This window comes from Mesotoga sp. Brook.08.YT.4.2.5.2. (genome assembly GCF_003351125.1).
GTDB lineage: Bacteria > Thermotogota > Thermotogae > Petrotogales > Kosmotogaceae > Mesotoga.
On sequence record NZ_JPGZ01000009.1, the window covers coordinates 293,755 to 312,152 of the forward strand.

21 protein-coding genes are annotated in these 18,398 nt (G+C 46.7%); 10 read left to right on the forward strand and 11 right to left on the reverse strand.

What is annotated here, in order from left to right; translation table 11 throughout:
• Nucleotides 1-42: 42 nt before the first annotated feature.
• Together clpX and tsaD are read left to right on the forward strand one after the other, a co-directional pair.
• Nucleotides 43-1,269: an ATP-dependent Clp protease ATP-binding subunit ClpX gene (clpX, locus tag Q502_RS03665; RefSeq protein WP_165775312.1), complete on the forward strand. Its 1,227-nt coding sequence runs from the start codon at nt 43-45 to the stop codon at nt 1,267-1,269.
• Nucleotides 1,269-2,261: a tRNA (adenosine(37)-N6)-threonylcarbamoyltransferase complex transferase subunit TsaD gene (tsaD, locus tag Q502_RS03670; protein WP_099828522.1), complete on the forward strand. Its 993-nt coding sequence runs from the start codon at nt 1,269-1,271 to the stop codon at nt 2,259-2,261. Before clpX ends, tsaD begins: the two co-directional genes overlap by 1 nt.
• Here tsaD and Q502_RS03675 read toward each other — a convergent pair whose 3' ends face one another.
• Genes Q502_RS03675 through rpmH form a run of 7 tightly spaced genes read right to left on the reverse strand, consistent with a single transcriptional unit; the run spans nt 2,262 to nt 5,700 of the window.
• Entirely contained in the window at nt 2,262-2,495 is a 234-nt protein-coding gene (locus tag Q502_RS03675) for an FmdB family zinc ribbon protein (RefSeq protein WP_099828523.1), read from the reverse strand.
• A gap of 47 nt (nt 2,496-2,542) precedes the next feature.
• Complete coding sequence (locus Q502_RS03680) at nt 2,543-2,905, reverse strand: cupin domain-containing protein (protein ID WP_099828524.1); 363 nt, start codon at nt 2,903-2,905, stop codon at nt 2,543-2,545.
• Complete coding sequence (gene jag / locus Q502_RS03685) at nt 2,871-3,578, reverse strand: RNA-binding cell elongation regulator Jag/EloR (protein ID WP_099828525.1); 708 nt, start codon at nt 3,576-3,578, stop codon at nt 2,871-2,873. Before jag ends, Q502_RS03680 begins: the two co-directional genes overlap by 35 nt.
• 32 nt (nt 3,579-3,610) lie before the next feature.
• Complete coding sequence (gene yidC / locus Q502_RS03690) at nt 3,611-4,957, reverse strand: YidC/Oxa1 family membrane protein insertase (RefSeq protein WP_102819354.1); 1,347 nt, start codon at nt 4,955-4,957, stop codon at nt 3,611-3,613.
• The gene (gene yidD / locus Q502_RS03695) at nt 4,954-5,196 is read right to left on the reverse strand and encodes a membrane protein insertion efficiency factor YidD (protein ID WP_214059988.1); all 243 of its coding nucleotides are present in this window, start codon (nt 5,194-5,196) and stop codon (nt 4,954-4,956) included. The genes yidC and yidD overlap by 4 nt, the downstream gene beginning before the upstream one ends.
• The gene (gene rnpA / locus Q502_RS03700) at nt 5,141-5,569 is read right to left on the reverse strand and encodes a ribonuclease P protein component (protein ID WP_214079013.1); all 429 of its coding nucleotides are present in this window, start codon (nt 5,567-5,569) and stop codon (nt 5,141-5,143) included. The genes yidD and rnpA overlap by 56 nt, the downstream gene beginning before the upstream one ends.
• Nucleotides 5,566-5,700 carry a 50S ribosomal protein L34 gene (gene rpmH / locus Q502_RS03705; protein WP_102819356.1) on the reverse strand — a complete coding sequence of 45 codons (135 nt, stop codon included), beginning with the start codon at nt 5,698-5,700 and terminating at the stop codon, nt 5,566-5,568. The genes rnpA and rpmH overlap by 4 nt, the downstream gene beginning before the upstream one ends.
• Before the next feature lie 186 nt (nt 5,701-5,886).
• Between rpmH and Q502_RS03710 the strand changes: the two genes are divergently transcribed.
• Genes Q502_RS03710 through Q502_RS03735 form a run of 6 tightly spaced genes read left to right on the forward strand, consistent with a single transcriptional unit; the run spans nt 5,887 to nt 11,473 of the window.
• Entirely contained in the window at nt 5,887-7,476 is a 1,590-nt protein-coding gene (locus tag Q502_RS03710) for a DNA repair protein RecN (protein WP_102819357.1), read from the forward strand.
• Nucleotides 7,477-7,493: 17 nt separating this feature from the next.
• The gene (locus tag Q502_RS03715; RefSeq protein ID WP_102819358.1) at nt 7,494-8,111 is read left to right on the forward strand and encodes a HEAT repeat domain-containing protein; all 618 of its coding nucleotides are present in this window, start codon (nt 7,494-7,496) and stop codon (nt 8,109-8,111) included.
• Nucleotides 8,093-9,010: a UDP-N-acetylmuramate dehydrogenase gene (gene murB / locus Q502_RS03720; protein ID WP_102819359.1), complete on the forward strand. Its 918-nt coding sequence runs from the start codon at nt 8,093-8,095 to the stop codon at nt 9,008-9,010. Before Q502_RS03715 ends, murB begins: the two co-directional genes overlap by 19 nt.
• Nucleotides 9,010-9,987, forward strand: a complete 978-nt coding sequence (gene hflK / locus Q502_RS03725; RefSeq protein ID WP_102819360.1) for an FtsH protease activity modulator HflK — start codon at nt 9,010-9,012, stop codon at nt 9,985-9,987. The genes murB and hflK overlap by 1 nt, the downstream gene beginning before the upstream one ends.
• Entirely contained in the window at nt 9,987-10,844 is an 858-nt protein-coding gene (gene hflC, locus Q502_RS03730; protein WP_102819361.1) for a protease modulator HflC, read from the forward strand. Before hflK ends, hflC begins: the two co-directional genes overlap by 1 nt.
• The gene (locus Q502_RS03735; protein WP_102819362.1) at nt 10,844-11,473 is read left to right on the forward strand and encodes a YigZ family protein; all 630 of its coding nucleotides are present in this window, start codon (nt 10,844-10,846) and stop codon (nt 11,471-11,473) included. The genes hflC and Q502_RS03735 overlap by 1 nt, the downstream gene beginning before the upstream one ends.
• 2 nt (nt 11,474-11,475) lie before the next feature.
• Here the strand turns inward: Q502_RS03735 and Q502_RS03740 are convergent, their stop codons facing one another.
• Genes Q502_RS03740 through Q502_RS03755 form a run of 4 tightly spaced genes read right to left on the reverse strand, consistent with a single transcriptional unit; the run spans nt 11,476 to nt 15,245 of the window.
• On the reverse strand, nt 11,476-13,146 hold the full coding sequence (locus Q502_RS03740) for a penicillin-binding transpeptidase domain-containing protein (RefSeq protein ID WP_258002051.1): 1,671 nt from the start codon (nt 13,144-13,146) through the stop codon (nt 11,476-11,478).
• The gene (locus tag Q502_RS03745; protein ID WP_102819363.1) at nt 13,136-13,516 is read right to left on the reverse strand and encodes a hypothetical protein; all 381 of its coding nucleotides are present in this window, start codon (nt 13,514-13,516) and stop codon (nt 13,136-13,138) included. Before Q502_RS03745 ends, Q502_RS03740 begins: the two co-directional genes overlap by 11 nt.
• Nucleotides 13,513-14,211: a hypothetical protein gene (locus Q502_RS03750; protein ID WP_102819364.1), complete on the reverse strand. Its 699-nt coding sequence runs from the start codon at nt 14,209-14,211 to the stop codon at nt 13,513-13,515. The genes Q502_RS03745 and Q502_RS03750 overlap by 4 nt, the downstream gene beginning before the upstream one ends.
• 14 nt (nt 14,212-14,225) lie before the next feature.
• Entirely contained in the window at nt 14,226-15,245 is a 1,020-nt protein-coding gene (locus tag Q502_RS03755; RefSeq protein WP_102819365.1) for a rod shape-determining protein, read from the reverse strand.
• Between the two features lie 288 nt (nt 15,246-15,533).
• Here Q502_RS03755 and speE point away from each other — a divergent pair, with 288 nt between their 5' ends.
• The gene (gene speE, locus Q502_RS03760) at nt 15,534-16,409 is read left to right on the forward strand and encodes a polyamine aminopropyltransferase (RefSeq protein ID WP_102819366.1); all 876 of its coding nucleotides are present in this window, start codon (nt 15,534-15,536) and stop codon (nt 16,407-16,409) included.
• Nucleotides 16,410-16,575: 166 nt separating this feature from the next.
• The gene (lepA, locus tag Q502_RS03765) at nt 16,576-18,390 is read left to right on the forward strand and encodes a translation elongation factor 4 (protein WP_102819367.1); all 1,815 of its coding nucleotides are present in this window, start codon (nt 16,576-16,578) and stop codon (nt 18,388-18,390) included.
• The last annotated feature ends 8 nt before the right edge of the window (nt 18,391-18,398 follow it).

An 18,398-nucleotide genomic window follows, 5' to 3' on the forward strand; every position in this document is an offset into this window, starting at 1 on the left:
TGCGTGCTATCCTATTACAGTGTATAATAAAAGCACCGATTAATGGGAGGGAAAGTTTTGCCGTTTGAGAGATATTGTTCGTTCTGTGGAAGACCAGAACCGCAGGTAAAAAAGTTAATATCTGGAACGGAAGGGTACATATGCAATGAATGTGTCGAACTATTTCATGACATAATTCAGCAGGATCAGAAAGCAAGAAAGGCGCCCGGTAAGAAGCTCCCAACTCCTGCAGATATCAAGAAGGAGTTGGATTGCTATGTGATAGGCCAGGAGAACGCGAAGAAGACAATCTCAGTCTCCGTTTACAACCATTACAAGAGAGTCTTCAATGATGTAGATGATGTCGAGATTGAGAAGTCGAACATTATGCTAGTTGGCCCGACTGGCTCGGGGAAAACCCTCATAGCAAGGATCCTTGCACGTATTCTCGATGTGCCGTTTGCGATTGCAGATGCGACACCTCTTACCGAAGCTGGATACGTTGGAGAAGATGTTGAAAACATAGTCCTAAGGCTGCTCCAGTCTTCGAACTATGATGTGGAGAAGGCACAACTCGGGATAATATACATAGACGAGATCGACAAGATAGCAAGAAAATCTCCCAATCCATCGATAACTAGAGATGTTTCTGGAGAGGGAGTACAGCAGGCTCTATTGAAAATCGTCGAAGGGACCGTTGCGAATGTCCCGCCGCAAGGCGGAAGAAAGCATCCTTACCAGGAATTCATAAAAGTAGATACGAGCAACATTCTGTTTATTGTAGGTGGTGCTTTCGACGGTCTAGACAGCATAATTAAGCAAAGGGTTCTAGACTCCTCCATGGGGTTCGGGGCAAAAGTCAAGGGGAAGAATCAACTTAGGCTTGGTGAGGTTCTCCAGCAGGTCGTTCCCGATGACTTGATTCAATACGGCTTGATTCCTGAGTTTGTGGGTAGGTTCCCCGTATTGGCCGCTTTGAATGATCTCGATGTTGAGGATCTGAAGAGGATAATGAGCGAGCCGAGAAACGCTATCATTAAGCAATACCAGAAACTGCTTGGGCTTGATGGTGTCGAGCTGGAATTCTCCGAAGGTGCATTGACTGCGATCGCTGAAAGAGCTATGAAGAGAGGAACTGGCGCCAGAGCTCTTAAGAGCGTGATGGAGCAGGTAATGCTTGATATAATGTATGATATTCCAACAATGAACAACGTGGAGAAGGTTGTCATCAATGAAGACGTAATAGTCCATAACTCTTCTCCGGAGATAACTTCAAGAGAATCTGCCTGATGAAGGTTCTTGCTCTTGAAAGTTCGTGTGATGAAACAGCGGTGGCCATCATTGAAGATGGCCATCTTCTCTCTTCTGTAGTCTCTTCTCAGATAGATGTTCACAGGAAATTCGGCGGGGTTGTGCCGGAAATCGCCGCGAGAAAGCATCTAGAAATAGTTGACAAGATTGTGTCCGCTTCACTCGATGAGGCGAATTTGAGTTTGGAAGAAATAGATGTCTTCGCCTCGACTATGGGTCCCGGGCTTGTGGGATCTCTGCTGGTCGGGTTGTCTTTTGCAAAAGGGATGGCCCTTGCAATGAACAAAAAGTTCATCGGTGTGAATCACTTGTTTGGTCATGTCTATGCGAATTTCCTGGAGTACCCTCAACTGAGACCGCCCTTCATGGTGCTTTTGGTATCGGGAGGTCACACCGAAATTCTCGTGCTTGAAGACTGGAATAGAATTGAGCTTGTAGGAAGGACAAGAGACGATGCCGCAGGTGAGGCCCTTGATAAGATTGCGCGGCTGCTTGGGCTTGGTTATCCGGGCGGTCCTGCAATACAGGAGGCAGCACAGAAAGGAGAAGTCAAATATCACTTTCCAAGGCCGCTTCAAGAGAAGGGTAATTTCGACTTTTCATTCAGTGGCATCAAAACTTCTGTCCTGTACTTCTTGAAGAAGAACCCGTCGGCCTCGGCTTATGATGTCGCGGCATCTGCTCAGGAAGCTATAGTCGATTCGTTGGTTACGAAGACATTCGGCGCGGCCGAAAGTAAGGGTCTGAAAGAAGTCGCCTTTGCCGGTGGGGTTGCATCGAATTCTCTCTTGAGAGAGAGAGCGAATGATCTGTCGGAAGAGTCGAAGATAAGAGCTTTCTTCCCACCGGTTAATCTATGCACGGATAACGCGGCAATGATCGCGATGGTTGCGTATGAAAAAGCTAAGAGGGGATTGTTCTCCCCTCTTTCAACAAACGCAGTGCCTTACCTAAGCTTAGATGTCTTTTAATTATTCTGATTTGCTAGTAGAAGTTGAAGGCTTCTTGCTGCTATCAGCAGTCGGAGACTTCTTTGAATCTGTGCTGTAGTAACCTCCACCCTTAAAAACAACTCCCACGCTGTTCACCAGTTTCTTCAGATTGCCCCCGCATGCTGGGCAAACCGTAAGGGGTTCATCGGACATTTTCTGGAAGGCTTCGGTTTCTTCTCCACAGTCTTCACACTCATATCTGTAAAACGGCATGTCAGTCCCTCCTTCGCATCAAATTCTATTTATCAACTGTATCTATTCTATTCCTCATCTGCCGAAGATGGAATCACACAGATGAATTCGAGATCTCCCTTTCCTGTGTTCTTGAACTGATGCTTCACTCCTGAAGGAACGAAGACGTAGCTCCCGGCAGATGCCTGGACCTCGCCCTGATTCGTAACAACTGTCGCTTCACCCGATACAATGAAGACTTCATGTTCCCACAAATGACTGTGATGAGGACTATGACCTCCTTCTCCAACGGTGAACAACCTCATGACGAAGTTCTCGGCGCCTTTAGCCTTTCCAATCAATACTCTCTTGGAGACCTTCCTTACACTTTCATTGTCGAACAGCTGTGGTTCAACTTCATGCGCTTTGCCTATCAGAATTCGGTCTGACACTTTCGTAGCGCCTCCTCTTTGGATCAGATTTTCTATCGTAAGAGTGTTTTCTCTCGCTGTATTCGACAACAACTTTCCTGTATGGCTCGAATCCTACGGAATAACTCTTGAGCTCTTCATACTGCGAGATAACTTCGTGAACGAGTCTGCGCTCAAAGGCTAACATTGGCTCCATTATGATCTTGTTTCTCTTGGAAAGAGCCGACTTTGCTGTCCTGTGAGCGATTTCTTCAACCAGTCTCTTCCTTTCAAGTCTGTAGTCCCCTATGTCGACAGTTACATTAACTTTGGTAGGAGCCATCCTGTTTGCATAGATATTCATAATATGCTGCAATGCGGCTACTGTCTTTCCGTGTTTTCCAATGAGCCTTGCCACTTCTTCGCCTTCTATTCGAACTCTGTAAGTTCTTCCGACGAGCTTCACTTCGGAAAAAGTCTCTTCGTCAAAGCTTTTGAGTATTCCCTTAAGGAAGTCGTGAAGTTTCCTTTCCCAGTGTTTGTCAAGAAGAGAGACTTCTATTACCGATTCCTTTGATCCGAAAATTCCTAGAAAACCCTTTGAGCCTTTCTCCTTGATAGTAACTTCCATTTCGTCTTCGTAGGCACCGAGATCAGCCTGAGACAGTCTTATCGCCTCTTCAACGGTCTCGGCTCTGTATTCAATTGGTTTCATCTCGAACTAACACCTCCTGAGCTCATCTCTGTCTACTTCGCAGGTTTTTCTGGCAGACTGAGCATCTGCCTCAAAGTCAGCCCCTTTATTCCGTGACGTCTGTAAACAACCCAGCTAATCATTAGCTGTAGCACACTCTGGGTTGTCCAGTAGAGCAACAACCCTGATGGGAACGTTGCAAATAGAATCGGGAAAATGATCTGCATAATTACTCCGGATCTTGCAGATCGCGCATCTTGAGCGGTCAGCAACGAACTATATATTCCCACAACGACCGTGATGATTATGAAGGGAATGTTCATGACAAAGTTGCCAACGGATAGATCCTTCCAGATCAAGAAACCCGGAGAATATGCCATCGCTTCACTGAAGTACCGAATCGCGTTGTAGAGAAGAATCAGCACGGGTAACTGAAGAAGTATCGGGAGACAGCCGGAAGCGGGATTGTATCCCTTTTCCTTGTAGAGTGCCATCATTGCTTCCTGCTGCTTTCTCGGGTCCTTGTACTTCTTTTTTATTCTATCAACATCCGGTTGCAGCATCCTCATCATCAGCATTGACTTCGTCTGAATATGATAAAGGGGATAGAGGATGAATCGCGTTACTATAGTGAAGATAATCAGCGCCCATCCGAAGTTCCCAGACCACTGGTAAAGCCAGAAGAGGAAGTAGACTATCCCATGGTAGATCCATGAGAAAATGGTCACCCCGCCAAAGTCTTGGAGATCTTTGACTATCGCTTCGTAGTGTTCTGGAAGGGCCTGCTTAATATGTATTAATCTCATTGGGCCTGCAAAGGATTCCAGAACCCCTCTTCCACTTTCAAGCTCGTATCTCTGGAACTTAAATGTCCCCTGGTTCGACGCTACTGCAAATAGCGTCTTCTGGCCGCTGAACTTGTCATATGTCATATAGTAAGAGGAATCGGGTCCCAACGTTTGATTTTGGTAAGATATGAACGGCAAAGCGACCTCTACTCTCTGGTTGAAATCGAACTGAACTTTGAAATCATAGTAAGGACTGTTGAGAATAATGAAAGACTTACTGCCCTGCTCGTAATTAAATGTCACAACTATGTTTCCGTCGATATCCTCCCTGTATGAAAATGAAGTTGGAAGAAGCTCGTTTCCTTCAGCATCGAATACGTTAAAGCCGTCTTTGCCAAGACTTTCGTTGTAGACATAGAACTCGACTGTTTTGTTATCGGCATAACTCGTAACTCCAAGAGTCACCCCTCTCACTGTGTCGAGGGTAACCTTGAGCGTTTTGCCTGAGACTATGAGTGTACTGGTTCCTTCCTGAGTAACGAGTTCTTTGCTTGATACAGAGAGCGTGCAAAGTGTCATGAAGATCAAAGTAAGAAGTATCGCTCTTCTCATTTTCCGTGCCTCCTCAGTAGCGTGAAGTGATCTGGTACTTCATCGAAGCCCCCTGGATTGAAGGGATTGCATCGGAGTATTCTCCATGTTCCGAGAACGAGCCCCTTGAAAGCTCCAAATCTCTCTATAGCTTCATATGTGTATGTTGAACACGTGGGGTAAAACCTGCATCTTGGGCGGGTTCTAGGTGAGATCTTTCTTCTGTAGAAATCTATTAGAAACATTAGTATCTTTTTCATCGGACGTTTCTCCAATTTTCTCAGCGATTCGTTTGATAACGAGCATAATGCCAAAGTACCCAACTTCTCTCTCTTTAAACAGGTCAGATAAATCCTTTCTAGCAATGAAAAGTATATCATACCCCGCGGGGAAGACTGATTTATTAGTCCTGTAAACCTCTTTCACCAATCTTCTGAGTCGGTTTCTCACGTGCGCCTTGCCGAATTTGCGTTTTATCGATACTCCAATACGAGAAAAAGGCAGACTATTCTTAACATACAATACAACAAAAAAAGAGTCAACAATTGACTTTCCCTTTTTGAAGACTCTGTCGAAGTCTGCCTTTCTTCTTAGTCTTTCTGTTTTACTAAGGGACTGATCTTTCAGATTCACACAGACAGTCTCTTTCTTCCCTTTCTTCGTCTACTTGCCAGCACTTTTCGGCCGCCAACCGTTCGGGACCTAACAAGAAAACCATGTGTTCTGTTCCTCTTAACTCTTGATGGTTGATATGTTCTTTTCATTATAAACAACCTCCAGTGAATTCGTCACAGTGAACATTATACGGAGTGTGGCAGGGACTGTCAAGGCGCCGATATGCCGGTGTCTTGCCGGACCGAAAGCAGAGTCACTGAAGGTACTGTTGATCGATAGTATAATAGATTGATGTATGAGTTCCACTTGGACTATACACTAAGTTGGAGGAAAATATGCTGCTGTCGCTGGCAGGAAGGGATTTTCTTACATTCAGGGAGTTCTACGTTGAATTCTCTGAAGGAATGAACGCAATAACCGGTGAATCCGGAGCAGGGAAGACTATCTTTCTTAAGGCGCTCTTGACAGTGTTAGGATTCCCTCCCCAATGGGATAACGTTAATGCCGGAAGTATTGAAGGAAACTTTGTGGTCGACGATTCTTTGAGCTCGAAACTGAGAGAAACGGGAATCGAGATTGAAGAAGATCACCTCCTTGTAACGGTAAGTTTCACTGGGCAACGGACGATTTACAGGATAAACGGGAGGATGGTGCCAAGGCAGATTGTTCAAACTGCCTTCAGCGACAGGGTAGAGGTTCACTCTCAGCACAGCAGTGTTAGTCTTCTAGACGAGTCTAAGCACCACGAAATTTTGGATCATGCGCTGAAAGGCGAAGAGAGCCTTACAAATTACAGAGAGCTATATGGAGAGTTTTTGAAGGTCAAGCGCGAGTTCGAATCGTTCAGTGTAGACCCTGCTCACATAGAGAGAGAGAAGGACTTCTTGAGTTTCCAGATTAGCGAGATAGAAGAGGCGGGACTGCAGCCGGGCGAGGATGAAATCGTAGAGATGAAGTATACAAGATATAGAAACGCTCAAGCCCTCTTAGATACGTTTCATGAGCTGCGAGAGCTTCTTAAGGACGGCGATTTGTCTGTTTATAACTCGCTTAACGATGCAGTTACTATAGTCGAGAGAATTGAAAGCTTTGGATATGGTGAGTGGCGAGAAAATCTCCAAGTTGCACTAGAAGAGCTCGACTCCCTGTACTCGAAGGTCGAAGAGGAGAGAGGTTCCCTTGACATCGACGATGAAGAGTTTACATCGATTGAGAACAGAATGACCTTAATCCAGGGGCTGAAGAGAAAATACGGTGATTCTGCAGATGCAATACTCTCTAAGCTCGAGACGTTCAAAGAAGAGTTGAGGTCTCTGCAAGAGCTTGAGGAGAGAAAAGAGAGGCTGAAGAGGCGTGAAGAGGATCTGCTTGACAAATTGAAGAAGACCGGAGAGATTCTCGACCAAAAGAGATTGGCCAGGGCCAGGGAGATAGAAGAGCAAATAAGAGTTCATCTTGAAAGCCTTAGGATGAAAGGTTCAGAACTGAAGTTTCATTTGCGCAAGGAAGAGATACCGAGAAACTACGGTACTTCCAGAGTGACGATGATTGTGAAGACAAATCCCGGAATGGAATTTATGGAGATAGGTAAGGTGGCCTCCGGAGGGGAACTCTCAAGGTTCTTACTGGCGCTTGAGTCTGCTTTGAGAGAGCAGCTGGATCTTAGAACGATTGTGTTTGACGAGGTTGACTCTGGTGTTGGGCAGAGGCTGGGAGCGGTAGTGGCGGACAAACTGCGAGAGATCTCTCAGGAGATACAGACTATAGTTATAACCCATCTTCCCCAAATTGCTCAGAATGCAGACAAGCACTTTGTCGTCAGAAAAGAGCAGTTCGGTTCCAACACCATTTCGAGTATAGAAGAGCTTCATGGCTGCTCTAAAGAAAGAGAGATCGAGGAAATGAGCGGCCAGATTCCTGATTGAGAAATGAGGTGCGTCTAGTGAATAGAGAAGAGCTAATAAACAGGATAGTTGAAGAAAAGGGAACGGAGGCGATTCCTGCTCTTCTTGACCTTCTGGTCAATGAAGACAGCGAAACTGCGCACATTTGCTTTGATGCGCTCTTGCAGATGGGAGAGGCAGTTGTTCCGCTTCTCATAGAGAAGATGCGAATAACGAATATCGACCCCGTCTCCAGGCTGTACCTTGCGGACCTCGCAGGTGAAATAGGTGACAGGAGAACCGTTACAAACCTTTATGAGATGCTGAAAGATTTCAGTGACGAGAGGTCTCAAGTCGTTATCTACGAGGCTCTTGCGCGCCTGGGTGAAGGAGAGAAGGTAGTGGGTCTTCTCTCTTTGATGCTTAGTGAGAACAATGACTCGGAACTCCGAGACCAAGTCATAATGGCTCTAAGCAGCACTAATTCCTCAATGGCTGTCAAGGCGCTTGCTGAGTTGTATGGGAGAGAGACGACCGACAAGTCTACGAAGGCCTTCATTCTTGAAGCAGTTCACTCAATTCTCTCAAGGAGGTATGAATTGAAGAACTATCTCCAAAGCCTTCACAATGGTAGGGAGATCACTGAAAGGCTTTATCAATGGCAAAAAGAGAACTGACAGACTGTTTTGATATCCTCTATTCTTTGGGGGCGGATGTAAGGCTTAATGAGCCTCTGAAGTGGCATACGACGATCAGGGTAGGAGGTCCTGCAAGAGTCTTTGTTCAGCCGTATTCCGTTGAGTCGCTTGCGGAAATCGTGAGCTTTCTGAAATCTGAGGCGATTGAATTCAGAATCATCGGAGGAGGTTCAAATATCATCTGTCCCGCCCGCTTTGAAGGAGTTGTAGTCTCGACCAAGAATCTGAACTTGATGAAGTCCGAAGGAGAGAGGGTCTTCGTTCAGGCCGGGACCAGTGTCAATACTCTAATCTGGCACTGTTTATCTGAGGGGTTGACTGGCCTTGAATTTCTCACCGGACTGCCCGGCTCTGTCGGGGGGGCGATTCTCATGAACGCGGGTGCCTTCGGTGGCGAACTCGGGAATCGCGTTGCCAGAGTAATTTATCTGGATGAAAGCAACAGGGCAAGAGAAATCGACGGGAAGGCCGCTGGTTTTTCTTACAGAAGCAGTATTTTCAGATCCAGCAACAAAATCATCCTCGGAGCCGAGTTCGCTCTTAGAAGAGGAGAGAAGCTTGAAATCAGTAGAAGGATGTCTGAGATCCTGGCGAAAAGGCTTGAGAAGCAGCCGCTTCAGTATCCCAGTGCAGGGAGCGTTTTTATGAGACCGAGGCCTGACTTCTATGTAGGTTCCTTCATCGAAAAGTTAGGTTTGAAGGGTTTTAGGGTCGGGGACGCTGAAGTATCCGAAAAGCACGCAGGGTTTATAGTCAATAAAGGAGACGCCAGCCAGGAAGACGTTTTGAGTTTAATTGAAGTGATCAAGCGAAAAGTAAGAGAGGCTGCAGGCGTCGATCTTGGAACAGAGATAGAAATCTGGAAGGAGGTTGGATAATGGTTGACGTAAGAATCGAGGAACCTGAAGATAATTTCACAGGCGGTGGAGGCCCTAAGAAGAGCTTTTTATGGTCCGGGCTTTTTGTGCTGCTGGTTATTGTCGCAATCGTTGCCGTGTATTTCTTGAGCGGGTTTTTCCTGGTTGGGCCCGATCAGGTCGGACTGATCAAGAAATTCGGAAAGTACACAAATACCGTCGGTCCAGGACTTGGATACCATCTGCCATTTCCGTTTGAGAGCGTAGTCGTTGTAGATACTTCGAATTTGAGAAAGCAGGAAATCGGTTTTAGAACCGTTAGAACAGGTACTTACCAGACCCTGGCAAATGAGTCTCTCATGCTCACCGGAGATGGAAACATCGTCTCGGTGGAAATGGTTATCCAGTATTATGTTGGGGATCCGGCAAAACTCGCCTTCAATATCGTGGATGATGGCGACATCGTGAAGTTCACAACAGAGTCGGTGCTTAGGGAGGAAGTTGCTTCCAGCACTATAGACTCAATTCTCACAACCGAGAGAGACACAATCTCAATTCGGACCGCAGAGAGAGTCCAGGCCGAACTTGAGAGGCTCGGTACAGGCATATTGGTGAAAAACGTGTTCCTGCAAGAGGTGGCGCCTCCAAAACAGGTTATCGCCGCATTCGACGATGTGAACAGTGCCAAGCAGGACAAAGAGAAACTCATATATGAGGCCGAGAAATACAAGAACGACCTCATTCCCAAGGCAGAAGGAGAGGCGGCTCAATTGACTAGAGTCGCGGAAGGCTACGCACAGGAGAGGATTCTCAATGCAGAAGGAGAGGCGGATAGATTCCTTGCGATTCTCCAGGAGTACGAAAAGGCTGCGGAGGTTACTCGAACCAGGATGTATCTGGAAACGCTTGCTAAAGTACTTGGAGAGGCCAGTAAGACCGTTGTTCTTGACCAGAGCAGCGTTCTTAAACTCCTTGATCTTGAAGGGAGCGAGAGATAATGAAGTATAAATTCATCATTCCGATTGCTATTGTGGTAATAGTTGCGGCAGTTATGCTGCCTAGCTTCTTCTTCATACTTGACGAGACTGAACAGGCCGTGGTCCTTCGATTTGGCGAAATACGCGAGTCAATTACCGAGGCCGGTCTTTACACCAAGACTCCGTTCATCGACTCTGTAAGGAAGTTCGACAAGCGAATTCAGATCTACGATGTTGATGCTGAGAGGATCTACTCTAGGGATAAAAAGACGATTCTTACAGACACCTTCGCGCTATGGAGGATAGTAGATCCCAGGAGTTTCGTAGAGACAATGAAGTCAGAACAGATCGCACTCACACGGATAGACGACATTGTGTACTCTCACGTAAGAAATACTTTTGGGAAACTTGATTACGATGACATTATCTCCGGCCAAAGAACCGATGTTCTCGACGAGATAACCAAACTTGCCGCATTTGATATGAAGGACTTTGGGATCGAGATAATATCTGTACGTGTTAAGAGGGCCGACTTGCCCGACGAAAACAGAAATGCTGTCTTCGAAAGAATGAAGTCCGAGAGAATGCAGGAAGCTTCATTGATTAGAGCCGAAGGGAATAGAGAGGCTCAGAAGCTTAGGGCGGAGGCCGACAAAGAAGCGCAGATAATGATGGCGACTGCACAGAAGGAAGCAGATATCATAACTGGAATGGGAGACGCTCAAGCTCTCACCATTTATGCAGATGCATACAACAGAGATCCGGAATTCTACGAGTTCATGAAGAGGCTGGAAGTCTACGAAAAGACACTTGCCGATGCCAATTACATTCTCGGACCTGCTATGGATTTCATAGATAAGTTTTCAAGAGGAGAGTAATGGATTGTACGAAATCACTTCTCGAAACCGGAAGCAGTGAGATAAACATCAAGAAGTCAAAGTTCATCGGCTTCAGTAAGAGGTGTGAGAACGAGGATGAAGCAAAGTCACTAATAAAGGCTGTCTCGCAGGATCACGCAGGTGCCGACCACTGTTGCTGGGCGTATCGTATTTCGCTTCCAGGAAGGGAAGTGGCTAATTACTCCGACGGTGGAGAGCCTCACGGTTCTGCAGGGCAGCCAATACTTGGATCGATCTGTCGACTCGAGTTGACCGATGTTGCAGTGGCAGTCATAAGGTACTTCGGAGGAGTTAAGCTGGGAATACGAGGATTGATAGACGCCTATGGTGAAACGGCCTTGAAGGCCTTGAGGTCAGGAAAGCCAGCTCTGTTTTGCCCGGGAGTTGAGCTAGCTGCCGAGATGAGCTACAGTCAGTGGAACGACTTCAGCAGATTGTTCGTGGAAGGAAGAGACTTCTCCGTTCGAAATGTAGACTACTCTGATAGGGTTATTTCAACGCTTGCGGTCAGAAAAGAGAATATCGATAGGGTCGGCTACTTCTTCGAAGAGAGAAGGATTCTCTTCGAGATGGGAGAAGAGTTGAGTTTTGTGAGCCCGGTGGAATGATTCTACCGGGCGTATTCTGTCACATAATAATCCATAATCTTTCTTGAGATTTGTGAAGCCAGGCCCGATCCGTAGCCGCCTTCGTGAACGAACACCGTAACAACTATCTCCGGTTCATGAAGAGGCATGAAACCTGTAAACCACGAGTGAGCCGGTTTCGAACCTCCTTGTTCCGCAGTACCGGTCTTTCCGGCGGCCGTCTCTTCAAAACCTCTGAATGCAGAGTATGCGGTTCCCGCATCGGCGGCACTTCCACCCTTGCTTATGACCTCTCCCATTGCATTGATGAGAAGATCCCAATCGCTGTCTTTCAGATTGATTGCTTCTCTGCTACTCTCTTTCTTTGAACCGATAAAAGGAATGATCTCGATCCCTCTAGTCGCGATTTCGCCTGTTAACTTTGCCAGCTGCAGCGGAGTGATGCTGAGATAACCCTGGCCTATTGATATCTGAATCGTGTCGCCAGGGAACCAGCTTTCCTCAAGCCTCTCACGTTTCCAGGTGGGGGAGGGCATCATGCCGACTGACTCCTCGGGAAGATCGATTCCGGTAGGTCTAAAGACCTCCCACAGTTCTGCGTATCTGTTGATCGTGTTGATTCCCAGTTCTAGACCGAGCTGATAGAAATAAACGTTGCAAGATACTGTTATAGCTTTGGCGAGATCGGTCTTTCCGTGGCCGTAAAGGTTCCAATCTCTGTATACTCCCTGAACCACGCCTCGACTGTCTTTGTACTGAAAAACCCCTCCGCAGTCGATCTCCTTTGTGCTGTCTTTCCCTTCTGCCAGAGCCACCATGGCAATGAACGGTTTGATCGCAGAGCCTGGTGAGAAGGGGCTCAAAGCTCTATTTACCAGAGGTCTCGAAGGATCGAGATTAAGACGGTCCCAATCCCTGTTTGAAATCCCCGTTGTGAAAAACATGCTTTCAAAGCTTGGCACTGAAACAAGAGCGAGAACCTCTCCATCGGTCTTCATTACAGCAGCTGCGCCGGTCTTTCCGGTTTCGTTTATGAGGTTATAGATATATTCACTCATTTTAGAATCTATTGTGATCTTCAGATCATCTCCCGGCAAAGGGGGTATTTCGCCTTCGAGGCTAATCTGCCTTCCTAAAGCATCGACACGGATGAGCTGTTCACCGGGAGTTCCTCTGAGGAGTTCGTTGTATTGCTTCTCTATTCCCATAACCGGTTCCCCATCAGACTTTATGTAACCCACTACGTGAGAGATTCCAGGATTATCCTGGTAATGCCTTATGATCCTTTCCGAGACTTCCAACTCGGGAAAGTCATTCAGTCTCTCTGCGACCGAAGCTGGTAGGACTGTCTCAACGCTGCCAAAAACCTCGAGACGCCGAATCAGCTTTTCCATTTTCTCTCTGTTTTCTGAAGCGTCAACCATCATCCTCTTCAGATCTTCAGGAAGAAAAACGACTTTCTTCGTAATCCTGTAATAAGGTGCGTCCCAAGCAAGAGGGATTCCGTTGCGATCAATAATCATGCCTCTGGGAGGAAGGATTGAAATGGATCTACGGCTTATACTCTCTACCTGTTTCGCATACTTCTCTTGGTTGACTATCTGGTAATCGTAGAGCTTATATACAAACAGTCCCATCACTAGAAGGAAAAGCACGAAGAAGAGGTCAAACCTCCTGGCGCTCTTAGTCTTCAATGCTCAACCTCCTCAGGATGCAGAATGTTGCCAGAAAAGGAACCAGGACACCAAAGCTCGTACCCGAAAAAAACACTCCAGCAAGACCAATAGCTGCCGATGTAAGCGCTCCGAAACTGAGCGTCCGATATCTCCCGTGAATCGCCAACGCCGATAATGTAACGATCAATGAGAGCACTATAACCATGCTGATTCCAGACAGAGCCATCCCCACTATCCATGAAATGACCAGCGCAACAGAGAGAACAAAAGCGATGTTTCTGGTTGGAAGGAAGACGAGCAATGTCAAATATGCAGGATATAGAGGTATGAGATCTCCAAATCCGAGATCAAAGTACAGAGCAGGGACTATCAGTAATAACCAGGTCATTCCTGCCACTCCAGATAGACGAAGTAATCACCAAAAACATTTGGAGTATTTACTAGATAGTCGCTTCCGTGGAGTCCGGCGATTTCGCCGATTAGATCAATCTTCATGGTCTTGTAGTACCCATAACCCTGAACCGTCGAAGCGATTCTTACTTGATCACCGCTCTCCAGATAATAGGGGTCGAAAGTAGAGAAGTACAGCTTACCTCCACTCGAGTAGACAGCTCCTTCAACTGTTCTATTATCCCTCTGTGCTACGGCGGAAATCCTCACACCAGGAGCCGTTAATGGTGAGACCATAACATATCCGTCATGCGAGCTCTTCACAACACCATAGATGGTCGAAGAAAAGACCGAAACAACAGGAACTCCCTGAGCCGCGCTTCTATCAGTAGTCATGATGGCGGTGTTGTTTCGCTCGAAGCTGAAGAATGCGACTCTCATTGGCAGAGGATAAGGAAACCTGTTGCTGAAAGATTCAGCATACCTGTTCAGGTCTCTGATGACTCGATCGATACTCCTGAGTTGAAATACCGATCTGAAGAAGTTCTCTATGTCTACTCTGATATTTATCAGCGGCAGGGCAAGGGTTTCAAGCAAATCACTCATCTTTCTGTTCACTCCAGATACTTCTGAAAGTGTCAGAAGGATGAGAAAGATCATAAGAATCACTACTGCCGCCTCGGCGAACTTCACCTGCGAAGCTCCTCCTATCTAAGGTTGCCTTTTTCGAGTCGTTCAAGAATGGGGACTCTCTCAAGAACCTGACCGGCGCCTCTGGCTACACAGGTTAGGGGGTCTTCGGCAACAACAACCGTGATTCCAGTCTCACCCTGTATTAGTTCCTTCATGCCACTGAGGAGCGACCCTCCGCCCGCAATGACTATACCGCTCTGAACAATATCCGAGATGAGTTCTGGAGGCGTGTTTTCAACAGTGAGTTTAACCGCCTCGACGATTCTCGCCACCGGTTCTACAATGGCTTCACGTACTTCTGCGCCTGAAACGGAGATCTTTCTCGGCAATCCGGAATTGAGATCGAGACCTACGATTTCTGAATAAGAGCTATCGGCCTCTTCTGCCTCAACAACATTACCAACCTCCATCTTTATTCTCTCGGCAGTCTTTTCGCCAATCAAGAGCCGGTATTTCTCCTTGATATACTGGACAATATAGTCATCCATCTCATCTCCGGCGACCCTTATAGACTGGCTCAAAACGATACTCCCAAGAGATATTACGGCGATTTCGGTTGTGCCGCCGCCGATATCGACAATCATATTTCCTGTCGGCTCTTCAACATTCAACCCGGCGCCTATTGAACTTGCCATCGGCTCTTCAATGAGAAAGACCTTCTTGGCTCCCGCTTCAATACCGGCATCGACGATCGCCTTTCTTTCGACTTCGGTCGCACCCGAAGGAACTCCGACAACTATTCTGGGTTTGACGAAGCGCCGTCTGCCCGTTGCTCTGCCCATGAAATACTTCAACATTGCGAGAGCGATATCATAATCGGCAATAACTCCGTCTTTCAACGGGCGAGTCGCCACAATGCTTGCAGGTGTCTTTCCCACCATTCTCTTTGCCTCCAGGCCTACCTGAAGGATCTTGCCTGAATTCACGTCAATAGCAACAACCGAAGGTTCATTTGTTACCACACCCTGTCCCTTCACATAAACCAGGGTGTTGGCAGTTCCCAAATCAATACCCATGTCTTGCCTTAAGAACATTCGAAGGCCTCCTGTCGGGGAAAGTCTTTACTCTTAATTCTACCATCAGGATGCGGCCCAATGACGAAGAGTACAGAAATCAGGGAATTTCGTTCATTGAGCCCTTAGATAAGGCATTCCGCAAGTTTGACTATGCCTTAATCAAAGTGATAGAATCCATTTGGCCTAAGTAGAAAAGTAATTGTGACAAAAGCTTTGAAGTCTTTATAAGCTTTGAATAGTGTGAATTAATCATTGTAGTGTTCCAGACCGGTGAGATAATTGTGATGATAACGCGGAGGTGAAGGAATGGAAGATAGAGAGTTGAGGACTTTGAATCATCTAATGTTCATGGAATACTATACGGGAGGGAATGCAGGTCTTTTTATGAAAATGAAGCGACTTGTATATTCTTACCAGAGTCCCTTTCAGAGAATAGATGTCTTCGAACACCCTGAGTTTGGCATGGTCCTGGTTTTGGACGGGATAACAATGTTCACTGAAGCCGATGAATTCATGTACCATGAGATGCTGGTTCACGTACCTCTCTTCACGCATCCCGATCCGAGAAGAGTTTTGATCATTGGAGGCGGCGATGGGGGAAGTCTGAGGGAGGTTCTGAAGCATCCTTCCGTTGAGGAGGCGATTCTCTGCGAGGTCGATCCCTATGTAATAGACGCGGCAAAACTCTATCTCAAGGAGATGTCGGTCGAACTTGACAATCCCAAGGCATCAATAATAAACGAAAACGGAGCCGACTTCGTGAGAAGGAACGAGGACTACTTCGACGTAATAATAGTTGATTCAACCGATCCCACGGCAGGCGAGGGTGGCCATCTTTTCACAAAGGAATTCTACGCTAATTGTTACAAAGCCCTTAGAAAGGATGGAGTCTTCTGTGCAGAGACCGAGGATCCTTTCTACGACAAGGGATGGGTGGCGATAGCCTACAACAGAATCTCTTCAGTCTTCCCGATTTCGAAGATGTACACGAGTTTCATGACCACTTATCCTTCAGGAATGTGGACATATACTATTGGATCTAAGGAAGCGGATCCGAGAGAAGATTTCGATGAAGAGAGAGTGCTTGATTTCGGAGCACCTTTGAGATACTACAATGCGGAGATTCACAGGGCTTCGTTTGCTCTTCCGACGTTTCTTAAAGAGCTGACCGGTCAATTTTAAGTGTTAACTCGTTAAGGCCTTGGTGATAGACTAAACCAGATTATTTATAGACGAGATGGCTCGTCCAGCTTCTTTGCTGGATATGTTTTCATTCTTTTCTGTTCAATTCAACTTGCTTAACCTACGCCGTGATAGAATCATCCTTGACCGGCAGGAGGGAGTTCTAATGTATAACAGAGATCGTATAAGAAACATATCGATTATTGCTCATATCGACCACGGCAAAACGACACTTGTCGATAGACTTCTCGACATAACCGATATAGTGGACAGAAGACATAAGCAGGATCAATTCATGGATTCGATGGACATAGAAAGGGAGAGAGGCATAACAATTAAGTCGAAGCCGGTTAAGCTCAACTATAAGGCTGATGACGGAATTACTTATGAGATAAATATCATCGACACGCCGGGTCATGTCGACTTCAACTACGAAGTCTCGAGAAGCCTTGCGGCTTGCGAGGGAGCAATTCTTCTGGTAGATGCTTCTCAGGGAGTTGAGGCCCAGACCGTGGGGAATACGTACCTGGCTATCGAGAATGATCTGGAACTTATACCGGTTTTGAACAAAATCGATATCCCTAACGCAAATATAGAAGAGACGCTGGCAGAGATAATCGACCTCATCGGCTATTCTTCGGACGATTGCCTTCAGGCAAGCGCGAAGACAGGTCAGGGAGTGAGGGAGATACTGGAAGCGGTAGTCAGCAGAGTCAAGCCTCCTTCCGGAAAGCTTGAAGCCCCATTGAAAGCTCTAATCTTTGATGCCATTTACGATAAGTATAGAGGAGTAGTAGTTCATGTCAGAGTTTTCGATGGAAGCGTCAAGGCCGGAGACAAGATAATGATGATGTCTTCGGGAGAGACCTTCGAAGTTGTAGAAGTCGGATATTTTCTGCCTCAAATGGAAAAGACAGACTCTCTAGATGCCGGCGAAGTAGGCTACATCATTGCCGTCATAAAGGACGTTTCGAGTGCGAAAATCGGTGATACGATAACCTCGGCCAGCAACCCCACCGCGGAAGCGATGCCGGGGTACAAAGAGGCGAAGCCGATGGTCTACGCCGGAATGTTCCCCGGGATGCCGGAGTACTACGATGAACTGAGAAAGGCGCTGGACAAGTTCAAATTAAACGATGCAGCACTCGTCTTCGAGCCAGAAAACTCTCCGGCACTTGGTTTTGGATTTAGGGTTGGCTTTCTTGGACTGCTTCACATGGATGTAGTGAGGGAGAGGCTTGAAAGAGAGTTCGACATCACCTGCATTCTGACCGCTCCAAACGTTGTCTATAGAGTTACGATGCAGAACGGGGATGTTGAGGAGATAACGAATCCCGCAAGTTTCCCCGAGCCGGGAGAGTTTCTGAAGGTTGAAGAACCGTTCGTAGATCTTTCTATTATCACCCCCTCCGAGTATATGGGGAACCTCATCGGTTTCATAACTTCAGAGAAAAGAGGGGAGTTCAATGCGGTGGAGAACGCCGGAAAGAACCGTGTCGTTCTGAGATTCGAAGCCCCGCTCTCTGAAATCATGTTTGATTTCTTTGACAGGATGAAGGCAATTTCTAGGGGATATGCATCGATGGATTACGAGATCCTCGGCTATAGAGAATCTGATCTGGTGAAAGTGACAATCCTGGTCAACAGAGAAACCGTTGACTCACTATCGTTCATCGTCCATGTCGATAAGGAGTATCCAATTGCAAAGAAGGTTGTCGACAAGCTGAGCGAATTAATACCTCAGCACCAGTTTCAGATTCCCATACAGGCGAAATCAAGAGGTAGGATAATCGCGAGGAGTGACATAAAGGCCTTACGAAAAGACGTGTTGGCGAAGTGTTATGGAGGGGACCTGACGAGGAAGATGAAGCTCCTTGAGAAGCAGAAAGAGGGGAAAAAGCGGATGAGAGAGATTGGGCAGGTATCGATTCCGCAAAACGCTTTCCTCGCTATTCTAAGGATTGGCGAAGAAGAGCGATGAGGTGAACC

Bases quoted from the DNA above. Each gene is read 5' to 3' on its own strand.
- clpX (WP_165775312.1), top strand. From the start codon at position 43: ATGGGAGGGAAAGTTTTGCCGTTTGAGAGATATTGTTCGTTCTGTGGA.
- tsaD (WP_099828522.1), top strand. From the start codon at position 1,269: ATGAAGGTTCTTGCTCTTGAAAGTTCGTGTGATGAAACAGCGGTGGCC.
- Q502_RS03675 (WP_099828523.1), bottom strand. From the start codon at position 2,495: ATGCCGTTTTACAGATATGAGTGTGAAGACTGTGGAGAAGAAACCGAA.
- jag (WP_099828525.1), bottom strand. From the start codon at position 3,578: ATGAAACCAATTGAATACAGAGCCGAGACCGTTGAAGAGGCGATAAGA.
- yidC (WP_102819354.1), bottom strand. From the start codon at position 4,957: ATGAGAAGAGCGATACTTCTTACTTTGATCTTCATGACACTTTGCACG.
- yidD (WP_214059988.1), bottom strand. From the start codon at position 5,196: ATGAAAAAGATACTAATGTTTCTAATAGATTTCTACAGAAGAAAGATC.
- rpmH (WP_102819356.1), bottom strand. From the start codon at position 5,700: ATGAAAAGAACATATCAACCATCAAGAGTTAAGAGGAACAGAACACAT.
- Q502_RS03710 (WP_102819357.1), top strand. From the start codon at position 5,887: ATGCTGCTGTCGCTGGCAGGAAGGGATTTTCTTACATTCAGGGAGTTC.
- murB (WP_102819359.1), top strand. From the start codon at position 8,093: ATGGCAAAAAGAGAACTGACAGACTGTTTTGATATCCTCTATTCTTTG.
- hflK (WP_102819360.1), top strand. From the start codon at position 9,010: ATGGTTGACGTAAGAATCGAGGAACCTGAAGATAATTTCACAGGCGGT.
- hflC (WP_102819361.1), top strand. From the start codon at position 9,987: ATGAAGTATAAATTCATCATTCCGATTGCTATTGTGGTAATAGTTGCG.
- Q502_RS03735 (WP_102819362.1), top strand. From the start codon at position 10,844: ATGGATTGTACGAAATCACTTCTCGAAACCGGAAGCAGTGAGATAAAC.
- Q502_RS03745 (WP_102819363.1), bottom strand. From the start codon at position 13,516: ATGACCTGGTTATTACTGATAGTCCCTGCTCTGTACTTTGATCTCGGA.
- Q502_RS03755 (WP_102819365.1), bottom strand. From the start codon at position 15,245: ATGTTCTTAAGGCAAGACATGGGTATTGATTTGGGAACTGCCAACACC.
- speE (WP_102819366.1), top strand. From the start codon at position 15,534: ATGGAAGATAGAGAGTTGAGGACTTTGAATCATCTAATGTTCATGGAA.
- lepA (WP_102819367.1), top strand. From the start codon at position 16,576: ATGTATAACAGAGATCGTATAAGAAACATATCGATTATTGCTCATATC.